The sequence below is a fragment of the Citrobacter sp. LST-B2 genome (genome assembly GCF_057983045.1).
The window spans coordinates 3,382,512-3,395,151 of record NZ_CP192598.1 but is presented as its reverse complement, the minus strand read 5'-3'; the positions used below and the strand labels follow the sequence as shown (position 1 = coordinate 3,395,151).

General features: G+C 42.6%; 13 protein-coding genes. All 13 read left to right on the top strand.

Translation table 11 applies throughout. From position 1 onward, the window contains the following. Window positions 1–23 precede the first annotated feature (23 nt). Window positions 24–1,109 carry a chorismate synthase gene (gene aroC, locus ACQ0PY_RS16415; protein ID WP_054175943.1) on the top strand — a complete coding sequence of 362 codons (1,086 nt, stop codon included), beginning with the start codon at window positions 24–26 and terminating at the stop codon, window positions 1,107–1,109. 3 nt (window positions 1,110–1,112) lie between these two features. Next, window positions 1,113–1,937 (top strand): penicillin-insensitive murein endopeptidase, encoded by an 825-nt coding sequence (gene mepA, locus ACQ0PY_RS16410; protein WP_109740444.1) that lies wholly within the window; start codon window positions 1,113–1,115, stop codon window positions 1,935–1,937. Beyond that, window positions 1,937–2,746, top strand: a complete 810-nt coding sequence (locus ACQ0PY_RS16405; protein WP_042999967.1) for a sulfite exporter TauE/SafE family protein — start codon at window positions 1,937–1,939, stop codon at window positions 2,744–2,746. The genes mepA and ACQ0PY_RS16405 overlap by 1 nt, the downstream gene beginning before the upstream one ends. Next, complete coding sequence (locus ACQ0PY_RS16400; RefSeq protein ID WP_044258458.1) at window positions 2,746–3,294, top strand: elongation factor P hydroxylase; 549 nt, start codon at window positions 2,746–2,748, stop codon at window positions 3,292–3,294. Before ACQ0PY_RS16405 ends, ACQ0PY_RS16400 begins: the two co-directional genes overlap by 1 nt. Window positions 3,295–3,325: 31 nt before the next feature. Then, on the top strand, window positions 3,326–3,610 hold the full coding sequence (locus ACQ0PY_RS16395; RefSeq protein WP_042999969.1) for a YfcL family protein: 285 nt from the start codon (window positions 3,326–3,328) through the stop codon (window positions 3,608–3,610). Window positions 3,611–4,047: 437 nt separating this feature from the next. Beyond that, window positions 4,048–4,290: a Flp family type IVb pilin gene (locus ACQ0PY_RS16390; RefSeq protein WP_082366160.1), complete on the top strand. Its 243-nt coding sequence runs from the start codon at window positions 4,048–4,050 to the stop codon at window positions 4,288–4,290. A gap of 337 nt (window positions 4,291–4,627) precedes the next feature. Continuing rightward, complete coding sequence (locus ACQ0PY_RS16385) at window positions 4,628–5,572, top strand: CpaB family protein (RefSeq protein ID WP_061069817.1); 945 nt, start codon at window positions 4,628–4,630, stop codon at window positions 5,570–5,572. A gap of 47 nt (window positions 5,573–5,619) precedes the next feature. Then, entirely contained in the window at window positions 5,620–7,035 is a 1,416-nt protein-coding gene (locus ACQ0PY_RS16380; protein WP_109740443.1) for a type II and III secretion system protein family protein, read from the top strand. 15 nt (window positions 7,036–7,050) lie between these two features. Further along, on the top strand, window positions 7,051–8,196 hold the full coding sequence (locus ACQ0PY_RS16375) for a CpaE/TadZ family protein (RefSeq protein ID WP_109740442.1): 1,146 nt from the start codon (window positions 7,051–7,053) through the stop codon (window positions 8,194–8,196). 60 nt (window positions 8,197–8,256) lie between these two features. Continuing rightward, window positions 8,257–9,546 carry a TadA family conjugal transfer-associated ATPase gene (locus ACQ0PY_RS16370; protein ID WP_042999974.1) on the top strand — a complete coding sequence of 430 codons (1,290 nt, stop codon included), beginning with the start codon at window positions 8,257–8,259 and terminating at the stop codon, window positions 9,544–9,546. After that, window positions 9,497–10,456 (top strand): type II secretion system F family protein, encoded by a 960-nt coding sequence (locus ACQ0PY_RS16365; protein WP_109740441.1) that lies wholly within the window; start codon window positions 9,497–9,499, stop codon window positions 10,454–10,456. The genes ACQ0PY_RS16370 and ACQ0PY_RS16365 overlap by 50 nt, the downstream gene beginning before the upstream one ends. A 157-nt stretch (window positions 10,457–10,613) precedes the next feature. Beyond that, window positions 10,614–11,315, top strand: a complete 702-nt coding sequence (locus tag ACQ0PY_RS16360; protein ID WP_157959979.1) for a type II secretion system F family protein — start codon at window positions 10,614–10,616, stop codon at window positions 11,313–11,315. Continuing rightward, window positions 11,309–12,589 carry a tetratricopeptide repeat protein gene (locus ACQ0PY_RS16355; protein ID WP_109740439.1) on the top strand — a complete coding sequence of 427 codons (1,281 nt, stop codon included), beginning with the start codon at window positions 11,309–11,311 and terminating at the stop codon, window positions 12,587–12,589. The genes ACQ0PY_RS16360 and ACQ0PY_RS16355 overlap by 7 nt, the downstream gene beginning before the upstream one ends. The last annotated feature ends 51 nt before the right edge of the window (window positions 12,590–12,640 follow it).

Below are 12,640 nucleotides of genomic sequence, written 5' to 3'. Positions count from 1 at the left end.
ACAACGACAACAACGAGACCGCAATGGCAGGAAATACAATTGGACAACTCTTTCGTGTAACCACCTTCGGCGAATCGCACGGGCTGGCGCTCGGTTGTATCGTCGACGGTGTGCCGCCAGGCATTCCGCTGACAGAAGCTGACCTGCAGCACGATCTCGACAGACGTCGCCCTGGCACGTCGCGTTACACGACGCAGCGTCGCGAACCGGATCAGGTGAAAATCCTCTCCGGCGTGTTTGAAGGCGTAACGACGGGGACCAGCATAGGTCTGCTGATTGAAAACACCGATCAGCGCTCGCAGGACTACAGCGCTATTAAGGACGTGTTTCGTCCGGGACACGCAGACTACACTTACGAACAAAAATATGGCCTGCGCGATTATCGTGGCGGCGGGCGTTCTTCCGCGCGAGAAACCGCGATGCGCGTGGCGGCAGGTGCCATTGCTAAAAAATATCTCGCTGAAAAATTTGGCGTAACCATTCAGGGCTGTTTGACCCAAATGGGCGACATTCCGCTGGCAATCAAAGACTGGTCGTTGGTCGAGCAAAACCCGTTCTTCTGTCCTGACCCTGATAAAATTGAAGCGTTGGACGAACTGATGCGCGCGCTGAAAAAAGAAGGCGATTCCATTGGCGCGAAAGTGACCGTGGTCGCCAGCGGTGTGCCAGCAGGCCTGGGTGAACCCGTCTTTGACCGACTTGATGCCGATATCGCCCACGCGCTGATGAGCATCAATGCGGTGAAAGGCGTCGAAATTGGTGACGGCTTTGAGGTCGTGGCGCTACGCGGCAGTCAGAATCGTGATGAAATCACCAAAGACGGCTTCCAGAGCAATCACGCCGGCGGTATTCTGGGCGGGATCAGTAGCGGCCAGCAAATCGTGGCCCACATGGCGCTGAAACCGACGTCCAGTATTACCGTTCCGGGTCGCACAATTAACCGTTTTGGCGAAGAGGTGGAGATGATCACGAAAGGTCGTCACGATCCGTGCGTGGGGATCCGTGCGGTACCCATCGCGGAAGCGATGCTGGCGATCGTGCTGATGGATCACCTGTTACGTCAACGGGCGCAAAATGCGGATGTCAAAACGGATATTCCACGCTGGTAAGAGATGAAAAAAACCGCGATAGCACTGCTGGCTCTGTTTGCCAGCGCGGCCAGTCTGGCGGCGACGCCGTGGCAGAAAATTACCCAGCCCGTGCCGGGCAGCGCACAGTCAATTGGTGGTTTCTCGAACGGCTGCATTGTGGGGGCGGACACGCTTCCCGTGCAGTCGGATCACTATCAGGTGATGCGCACCGATCAGCGCCGCTATTTTGGCCATCCCGATCTGGTGATGTTTATCCAGCGACTGAGTACGCAGGTGAGCAATCTGGGGTTGGGAACGGTGCTGATTGGCGATATGGGAATGCCCGCCGGTGGTCGATTTAACGGCGGACATGCCAGCCATCAGACCGGTCTGGATGTAGACATTTTCCTGCAGTTGCCAAAAACACGATGGACTCAGGCGCAACTGTTGCGTCCCCAGGCGCTGGATTTGGTCACCCGTGACGGTAAACATGTTGTGCCTTCGCTCTGGAAACCGGAAATCTCCAGCCTGATTAAGCTGGCGGCGAAAGATAACGACGTCACGCGTATTTTTGTGAATCCTGCCATAAAACAACAGCTCTGCCTGGATGCCGGTACCGATCGCGACTGGTTACGTAAAGTGCGACCCTGGTTCCAGCATCGTGCGCATATGCATGTCCGATTACGTTGCCCTGCCGACAGCCTTGAGTGCGAAGATCAACCTTTGCCTCCTCCGGGCGACGGTTGCGGCGCTGAGCTACAAAGTTGGTTTGAACCGCCAAAACCTGGAACAACAAAGCCTGAGAAGAAGACACCGCCTCCGTTGCCGCCTTCCTGCCAGGCGCTTCTGGATGAGCATGTACTCTAATGGATAATTTTGCGGACCTGTTTATGGTCTCTCCGCTGCTGTTGCTGGTGCTGTTTTTTGTGGCAATGTTGGCTGGATTTATCGACTCACTGGCGGGCGGCGGCGGCCTGTTGACCATCCCCGCGCTGATGGCGGCAGGGATGTCTCCCGCGCAGGCGCTGGCAACCAATAAACTGCAGGCCTGCGGCGGTTCGATTTCATCTTCAATTTATTTTATTCGCCGTAAAGTGGTGAACCTCGCCGAGCAAAAACTCAATATCGCGATGACGTTTATTGGTTCGATGAGCGGCGCACTGCTGGTGCAGCATGTGCAGTCAGGCGTGTTGCGACAGATCCTGCCTGTTCTGGTGATCTGCATTGGTCTCTACTTTTTGCTGATGCCGAAAGTGGGCGAGGAAGACAGACAGCGTCGCCTGTACGGTCTGCCGTTTGCCCTGGTGGCCGGTGGCTGCGTAGGCTTCTACGATGGTTTTTTTGGCCCGGCGGCAGGTTCATTTTACGCGCTGTCGTTTGTCATGCTGTGCGGCTATAACCTTGCTAAATCGACGGCTCACGCCAAGGTGCTGAATGCCACCTCCAATATTGGCGGCCTGCTGCTGTTTGTCATCGGCGGGAAAGTGATTTGGGCCACCGGATTTGTCATGCTGATCGGGCAATTTCTCGGGGCGCGGATGGGCTCCCGACTGGTACTGAGCAAAGGACAAAAGCTGATTCGGCCCATGATCGTCATTGTCTCGGCGGTGATGAGCATGAAACTTCTTTATGATAACCATGGACAGGAGATTCTCCACTGGCTGGGGATGAATTAATGAACAGTACGCACCGCTACGAACAATTGATTGAGATTTTTAACGGCTGCTTTGCCGATGATTTTAATACCCGTCTGATTAAAGGCGACGACGAACCGATCTATCTTCCTGCTGATACGGAGATCCCGTATCACCGGATTGTTTTTGCGCATGGCTTTTACGCCAGCGCATTGCATGAGATTTCGCACTGGTGCATTGCCGGAAAAGCGCGCCGCGAGCTGGTGGATTTCGGCTACTGGTATTGTCCGGATGGTCGCGATGCGGTGACACAGGGGCAGTTTGAAGATGTGGAAGTGAAACCGCAGGCATTCGACTGGTTGTTTTGCGTGGCGGCGGGATATCCGTTTAACGTCAGTTGCGACAACCTGGAAGGCGATTTTGAACCGGACCGCGTGGTGTTTCAGCGTCGGGTTCATGCACAGGTGATGACGTATCTGGAGGAGGGCATTCCCGAACGTCCGGCGCGCTTCATCAAAGCATTACAGAATTATTATCACACGCCTGAACTTACGGCGGAACAATTCCCGTGGCCAGAAGCGCTCAACTGAAGCCAGTGCCACGTTACAATGAGGAAAGAAGATGATCGCGGAGTTTGAATCACGCATTCTGGCATTAATCGACGACATGGTAGAGCATGCAAGCGATGATGAGCTGTTTGCCAGTGGATATTTGCGTGGCCACCTGACGTTAGCCGTCGCAGAACTGGAAGGTACTGATGACCATTCTGCTCAGGCCGTCTATGCCAACGTCACCCGCAGCCTGGAAAACGCTATCGGTGCCGGTGAGTTGTCGCCGCGCGATCAGGCGTTAGTCAAAGAGATGTGGGACGCGCTGTATCAGAAGGTGGCGCATCAAGGCGTTTAATAATGACTCAACAGAGGGTCAATTAGACATCTAAGCGAAAGTGTCTCATTGTGGGTCCGATAGTGAATTCTTTATTGGACCCAAATTCTGGCAGGTCGCAAAAAAACAAATCTATTTAAATATATTGCATTATATTATCTCATGTGTAATTTAATTTAAATTAATCAGAAACGCCTCAAAAAAAGAAGAAAAAACGCACGATATAATTCCCACAAATTCAAATCAATCGTTTTGATGAATTGTAATCTGACAATTCAATCCCCTTCGCTATATAAATATAATCTTAAAAAAAAATCATAGGGTTATATTTTAGAAATCCAAAGTTCATAATGTTTCCAGCTTGAGCCATATACGAATTCAGGCTGCAGACTGTGTATACGCGCGACTAGCTATCAGGGTTGTTAGCTACTAAATGTATCATAATAGGGACTAAGAAAATGAATGAGCTACTCATCAAAGCTTATGTTAAGGGGTTAAATGGAGCCGGACGTGTCCATAACTACTTTAAAGATGAGCGAGGCGTGACAGCTGTAGAATATGCAATTGTACTTGCTGGCGTTGCAGCCGTAGTCGCAGTGATCTTCGGTAAAGATGGTACAGTACAGACGTTGTTAGAAAGTATTTTCAAAACGGTATCGCAACAGGTCTTGGATTCTATCTCTTCCAATGCCAATCCATAAACAGCGTTGAGATAATGCGGGCAGGGAATATTCTGCCCGTACAGTTTAATAAAATAAGTATAAATAAATGGTGTGAAAACATCATTTTTTATGTGTAAGTAAAATATGGTAATCCCTTTGTAGACTTCGCAATCAGCAAAGTCCGTGCGGTAGCTATGTCCTAAATAAATGTATATCATGTACGTATTCCTCAATATACATTTACTTCTATTATAGAACTTAACTCTTATATTCAATTTTTCCATAATATGCGGACGATGATGGCATCATAAATCATAGTTTTCGTCATATAAATTATGACGTCACACATATTAGCCTGATAACGTTGAGGATATCAATGAGCAAAAAATACTCATTAATAATTAATATTGCCATGATCGTTATTGGTATCATTGGTATGCTTTTTTATTATATGGCGAGCAAGAAACCCCAGTACAAGCCCAGTCAGGTGCAGAAAGTTGTTCAAACAAAAGTTATCGAAGCGCCTACGGAAAGTATTACCGTCGCCGTTGCGAAGAAAAATCTGCAAAAAGGGACGCGATTAACCTCTGGGGATTTTCAACTCGAAACCCTCAAGATAAAAGAGGGGGGGAATGAAAAAAGTACACTTTCTGTGGGCGATATTGATAACTGGATGCTGAAAAGTGATATTTCAGAAGGCGCAAAAATTCCCCAGGCAATTTTAGTTAAGCCAGGTAGCGAAGAATATATAAAAATGTCAGCAAAACCTGGAAGTATAGTCTACGGATTCTCTATTAAAAAAAATGATAGCTATCTCTTCAACAATGCGCAAGCTGGCGGCGGAGTAGATATTTATCTGGCCTATAATTTGAGAGTAACAAAAGACGAATCCGGAGAGATAAAGACCGCGCCAGTAACAGATGCAACGGATCATATTAATGGTCGGCATTTTAAAATGTTAATGAAAAATAAGAAGATACTGTCCATTCAAACAGTTACATCGAAAGTTAAAGCAGTAGTAAATGAACAAAACCCCATGATAAATGAAGGATATGTTTTAGTGGAGCTTACGCCTGCAGAAGTGATAATGCTAAAAGGTTTAGAGGATGCAAAACTGTATATTTTCCCTACGAGTGAAAATATTGCTGAATTTGATCCTGCTCATTCTGTCTTAGTGGGGGATGAAGGTCAGTGGCCGATTGATAATAGAAATATTTTATCGACAGCGGTTCAAAGTGCGACAACGATTCAAAATGACAGTGAGTTTATAAGAGAGTTTCGCGGTGAGAATAGTGCTAACAGTTCGATAAATAGCAAATAGCGCTAAAAGTATTAATAATACGGATGCTTAAAAATAAGGATAGATTTATGTCGAAAACAGCAAAAGTGCTCGTTTTATTTTGTTTATGTCCATTATTACTATCGTCTGCCTTTGGAGAAGATTTAACACTGAAGGAAGGGCAAGCAAAAAATATTTCATCGCAGCAGAAAATAGAGACTGTTTTCATCTCAAACCCAGAAGTTGCAGATTACAAAGTCATTGATAATAAAAAAATTGTCCTGTTCGCCAAGCAACCAGGTGTGGCTGACCTAACGATTTACGGAGTGAAAGGTAAAGTATTAAAAAAAATCAGCGTTGCCGTTGATGAAATCGGAAGCTCCTTGGCCCAAAAGGTGAATAAAAAATACCCTGGCACCAAAATTAGCATTGAGCGCTACATGAGTAAAGATAAGGCAACTTATATTATTCAAGGTGAAGTGGCGACAGAAGAATTAAGAGATGAGATCTATAACACTGTAGGTAGTCTTGTTGGCAGCGATAAAAAAGAAGAAGACGTCACCTGGAATGAAAGCTCGCAAGGCGGCGGCACGGGCGGCACCAAAATTGACCATTTAAGTAAAAAAAGATGGGACAATATCATCGATCGCATGACTGTACTATCATCGCCGCAACAGGTTAATGTGAAGTTAACCGTTGTTGAAGTGACTAAGCAATTCACCGATGCGTTGGGCATTGAATGGAGCAGCTTAACACTTGACAGTATCATCAACGGTGGGAGTACAGCAAACAGCGCGGGAGTCTTCAGTTTAATAGGCTTTAAAGGCGGATTTGATGCAGGAAACATTAGTACTGTTATCAACGCCGTCAAAAACGACAGCATTGCGAAAGTGTTAGCACAACCGAATTTAACCGTTCTCTCAGGAGAGTATGCCAGCTTTTTGGTAGGAGGGGAGATTCCAATTGTTGTCGACAGTGGTGGCAACAGTACGGCATCTGTGGAGTATAAGGAATACGGCATACGTCTTAATATTGGCGCAAAGGTGAATCGCACTGATAAAATCCGTCTTTTCATATCTAACGAATTAAGTAATGTTACAGGGAGCTACACTTACAACTCCTATGCTATCCCGACCATTAACACCAGAAGAACACAATCCACAATAGAATTAGCCGATGGAGATAGTTTTGTCATCGGTGGATTACTGACTGAAACTGACCGAGAGTCTTTATCTAAAGTGCCGTATGCCGGCGATATCCCAATCCTTGGGGCTTTTGCCCGCAGCTCACAGACTGAAAGAGAGAAGAGTGAGCTGGTCGTATTCGCAACTGTAAAATTAGTAAAACCATTTTCAGCAGAAAATAGCTATAAAATCCCCACTCCCCAATACCATAAAACTTCAGTAGACAAACTTTTCTTCAATGTCGGCGTTGCTGATGAACATACTAATAGACTAGAAGAAGACGCAAGAAGTTTCATTTCACGCGGTGGATTTATCCGATAAGGAACGGGAGGGGAAATGCTGGATCTTACTAAAATTAACAAAAGAAATATTGAAAATAAAAATAACAATTCCACCATTGGAACTGTTGCTGTCATCTCATCACGTAGTCATGTTTCTGCTGGGGTAATGACCCAAATACGCGTGAACGGCTGCCATGACATTATCCAGGTAAATAAATTTTTCAATGATATTATCGATGATAAAGAATTAACATCGTCAGAGTATCTCATCGTTGATATTGAAGATTTTAACGATGTAGACGCTATACAGCAAAAGATAAAATATCTCTTTCCAGCTGCAACGAAAAAAATATTTATTGGTGATGTTGATTCAATTACCTTCAGCAATGAGATGAAGCGAATTGGGGCTGTATATTTGCATCTTGATTCACAAATTACATTGCTCGGTGTAACATTGAAGAATTTTGAAACTGATGTTACAAGTGTGAGCTATACACAACGCATCAGTATCCTGGGCTGCAAAGGGGGAAGTGGAACTTCTTTTGTCGCATACCAGTTTTTTAAATCAATTTGTGGATTAAGTCATTTACCTGTATTGCTTGTTCAGGGGCATACAGGCACACCCGATCTTGATCTCATATCAGATACCGCTCTACAACATGACGGTGTAATATCCTATATTGACGCAAATCGCGGAATGAAGATTGCTACTGATGAAGAGCAATGGCAGTTTGATTCGGACGAATACAAAAATTATAATATTGTTGTTTTTGACCATAACGTTACAACACAGGTGAGAGATAAACTTGCCTACATTGTCCCTGGTTCCGATTTTATCTTTATTGTTGTAACCAGAGAACTCTCATCAGTACGCAATGCCCGTCTTATCATTGATGAATTAGAAAGAACAACCACCACGTCAGACAATCAGAAGAAAAATTCAAAAAACATTATCATTCTGAATGAAAATCATCATTCAAGGCCGAATGAGTTGAATAAGGAAGATATAGAAAATTACCTGGGTAAGAAAATTGACATTGTACACCCTTACATTAAAGATGTAAAAAAGACTGATAACAAATCAGAACTTTATTTCTTTACGGCCAAAATGTTGGGTAAAAATATGAAAGGTGAGAAACCTGATGGCAATAAGAAAGGTCTATCACTATTTTCAATATTTAATAAGAAGAAAAATAATTAATGACCAGGTTATCATCGTGGCTATCCCTCGTCAAGGCACTATATTAATCATGGGCCTTATATGAATAAATCAATTTCCTTTATCTATTTCAGACAAGAAGTACTTAAAAACATAGATCTGGAACAAATTGAAAGTATCAAAGAAAACCGTGCGGAACTCATTAACGAAGTTAATACGGTTATTCGTAATGTTATTAATAACAATCGCACAGAGAATTATCTCTCTGCACCGGAGCGACAGGAGCTGTGTGAGTTAGTTGTTGATGAAATTACTGGCTATGGTCCATTGCGCGAGTTAATGGAAGATGAGTCGATTAGCGATATATTGGTCAACGGCCCGGATCGTATCTTTGTAGAACGTAAAGGTCGCCTGGAACTCTCTGATAAGCAGTTCATCAATAATGAGCAGTTAACAGATATTGCCCGACGTTTGGTGGGTAAAGTAGGAAGGCGAATTGATGACGCGCAACCGCTTGTGGATGCGCGTATGCCTGATGGTAGCCGACTCAACGTAGTTATTTCTCCAATATCTATTGATGGCACTTCAATGTCCATTCGTAAATTTGGTAAGGGAAATATAACTCTGGGAGAGCTAATCAAATATGGCAGTATGAATGAAATGATGGCCAATTTCCTGGTAATTGCAAGTCGCTGTAGAGTCAATATCATTGTCTCCGGGGGGACAGGCTCGGGTAAAACAACTCTACTAAATGCGATGTCCCAATATGTTGACGAAACTGAACGTGTCTTGACACTTGAAGATGCAGCGGAACTTCGTTTACAACAAGCACATGTATTAAGACTAGAAACGCGATTGGCAGGTTCAGAAAACCAAGGGCAAATCACGATGCGAAATTTGGTTATCAACTCACTTCGTATGCGCCCGGATCGTATTATTATTGGGGAATGCCGCGGACCTGAAGCCTTCGAAATGCTGCAGGCAATGAACACCGGACATGATGGTTCTATGTCAACGCTGCATGCAAATAACCCGCGTGATGCATTAGCTCGTCTTGAGAGCATGGTAATGATGGCCAATTCAGCATTACCCCTAGTAGCAATACGGAGAAATATTTCAACTGCTGTGAATATCATTGTTCAAGCTTCACGTCTTCCCGATGGGTCCAGAAAAGTAATAAATATATCCGAAGTCATGGGGATGGAAGGTGAGAATATTATTCTACAGGATATCTTTTCTTATGCTGCTAATCCTGAAAGAGATAATAATGGTATGATCACGGGTACGTTTACATGTAACGGTCTTTTGCAGCGGTCAGCAGTTTATCGGCAAGCTTTAATTCATGGTTATCTTGATCCGTTACGGCAACTATTTGGGAATAAAGTCTCATGATAATGGCAATGATTTTTATTGTTATCTCTATTTGTGGTGTTCTTCAAATATATTTATCATTAAAAAAACGAAAGAAATAAAAGGAAAAATACTCTCAACGAACATCATTGCCAGCCAGGAAGTAGCAAATAAAAAACAACCATTCAAAGATTCAATGGCAGGAGTTTTTATTTTTATTGAAAAGCTTCATGCTAATCTAATTGGAAAAAAACACGAGCACATTTTTAAGCATGTAGCGATAATACTGGTGGCATGTGCCGCAGCATTATATGTAAACATGGAATATCTGAATTTCAGCAATGTCGTAATAACAAATATAACGTTACTTGCTACCATCTATATTTTGTATATGCGACAAGTAAAAAAGTACCGGCGAGAGTTTGAGAGGGATTTCTCCGAGGCACTCAATATAATTAATAGCGCGGTACGAGTAGGGCGCCCGGTATTGCAGGGCTTTGAAGAATGCTCGCGTGTGATAGACAGCGATTTCGGAAGAGAGTTCAAACGTATTCTCATGCGACTGGATATCGGAGATGATCCTGAGCGCATATTTATGGATTCTTACGAAAAATTTCCCTATAGTGAATATTTTTCATTCGTTATTACGGTACTTATAAATATGAAAGGCGGAGGGCAAGTTAGCGAAGTGATGTCTCGCCTGACAATGTTAATCTCAGCAAGTAAGACGTTGGACAGAAAAAAAATCGCAATGACTGCTGAGGCAAGAATGTCGGTTAAAGTACTTGTCATTATTCCTGTCTTTTTTTTCTTTTTCTTGAAATTTGTGGCACCAGATAATTTTGAAATTCTTATTGGAACAGATGCAGGGAAATATATCCTTTATTACGCATTAACAAGTATATTAATAGGGCTATTTATCGTTTGGTCTATGATGAATAAGGTTGGGTGAAATGATATATATTATTTCTTTTATTGTTTTTCTGACTTGAATGAGAAGTATATTACTCCTTATTTATCGCAAGCAGCGAGCTAATAAAGTTAAGAAGTTAATCAATTTTTCTAAAGTAGATAGTAATAAAAAGAATATATTAACATATGGAACAAATTTGATAGAGACGCAACTGGATAAAACATTCAGGAAAAATAGTAAACTTGTTTCAATTTCATCTGAGTTAGATAAGAATGTTAAAGTTAAGGCGTTTTTATTTGTTGTGATAGCTTCACCAGTGCTCATAGCGAATTATATGGGATGGATGAAGCTTGATAATCAGATGCTAATGATTGCACTGTTAGCTATACTCGGAGTGATTGTTATCGTACCTTCGAGAGTGCAAACAGCTATTTCTCAGCGGCGATTTAGAAGAATATCTAATGACATTCCTTACTGTATAGATCTTTTAGCCGTATGCATCCAGTCAGGTATGACAGTCGAAGCTTCGCTTGCTTATATTTCTCATAAGATGGAAGTGATCAATAAAGATCTGTCTTCGTTGCTTATCCGCACTGTTTTGAGAGCTGATGTTAGTGGCATTAACGCTGCACTTGAACAACTTTCAGGTGAAGTGGTTAATGAAGAAGTAAGAATGATGTGTTCAGCATTATTGCAGAGCACAAAATTTGGCTCGTCGATATATGCTGTACTTATAGATTTATCTAAAGAAATTAGACAGATGCAATTACTTGCAATGGAAGAAAAAGTTGCAGCACTTTCTGCAAAGATGACATTCCCAATGATTGCTTTTATTCTCTTTCCCCTGATCGCAATTGTTGCCGGTCCGGGCCTGATTAAGATGACTTCGACATGGTAAAAAGATTATTACCCCTATTAATGCTTGCTGTGCTATCTGGCTGTACAGGTGGACCTACGAATGCATCTGATGAAGAACAAAAGGAATATATCCTAACTCAACTGAATGATTATCAAGGGCTTATTGAGATATACAGAAATAAACTCAGTGTTAAAGATAATGATGATGAACGATACTATCTATCACAGCTATATAATAAAATTGGCGACTATAGCTCATCAAATATTTATCTGGCACCATTGGTAGAAAAAAAAGGAAGTAAAGAATATTTACTGCTTAAGACACAGAATCTGCTTGAGTTAGGAAAGGAAAATGAAGCCCAGGCCATTCTAAATGAAATGCTTGCACATGATGACTCAAACGGGGAATTATGGAATTTACAGGGTATTTTACTGGCTCAAACAGGAGACTATCCTAAGGCAACGTTATCTTTTGAAAAAGCAAGAGGGCTTTTTTATGATGAAGAGGTCGTCGTCAATAATCTGGCCATGATGGCTATTCTGCAAGGAGATTATATTACGGCAAGAAATTATCTTCTCCCTCTTTATTCCAGGAAAGAATATAAACCACAAACTGCGTATAACCTAGCCTATGCTCTGGTAAAATCCGATGATTACGAGAGTGCGAAAAAAATTATTATTGATGATAAACTCTCAACATCACAACCTGATGCGCTAATTGCATCTTTGGCAAAATTATCACCGCGAGAACATTTTAAAATAGAAGGACAAAAAAACGATGTTGCAGTGACTGCAAGCACAAGCGTTGGCCTTAATCAAAATAAGCCCCTGACAATACCTGTATCGGATATGCAGAATAATATAAAATCTGATGATTCCTCTCAACTGGTGAACAGTGGACTATCCCAGAATTGTACATTTGATAAAAGTATATCTGATGCTGTCCTTCCTTTTTCTGGAGAAATACCACATGCTAAATTAATAGCCAATGTGACATCTGCCAGTATTCCGGGTGGCGATAGAATTGCTCTTTATTCTGCCTACCCACTTAATTATAGTGTGATGCCCAAACGTTATGACAATATAGTTGAAATAGAGATATTTAACGCTCAGCCTATGAAACGTATTTATGATTCGCTCCTCGCAAATATACAAAAACGGCAAAATATTAAAAAAATAGAAATCATGAATAATGGCAATGGGAACTCGAAACTGCAAATAGTAACTAACAAATGTATTACAACTAAAAGTGTTTCACGTTTATCAGTTAACGGTCAATATAAAGAGAAAGTAATAGTTGATATTAACTATTAGTATATTGCTTACTTAATCTTCTCGCTTATGCTTGCGAGGCTGTAGATTGTC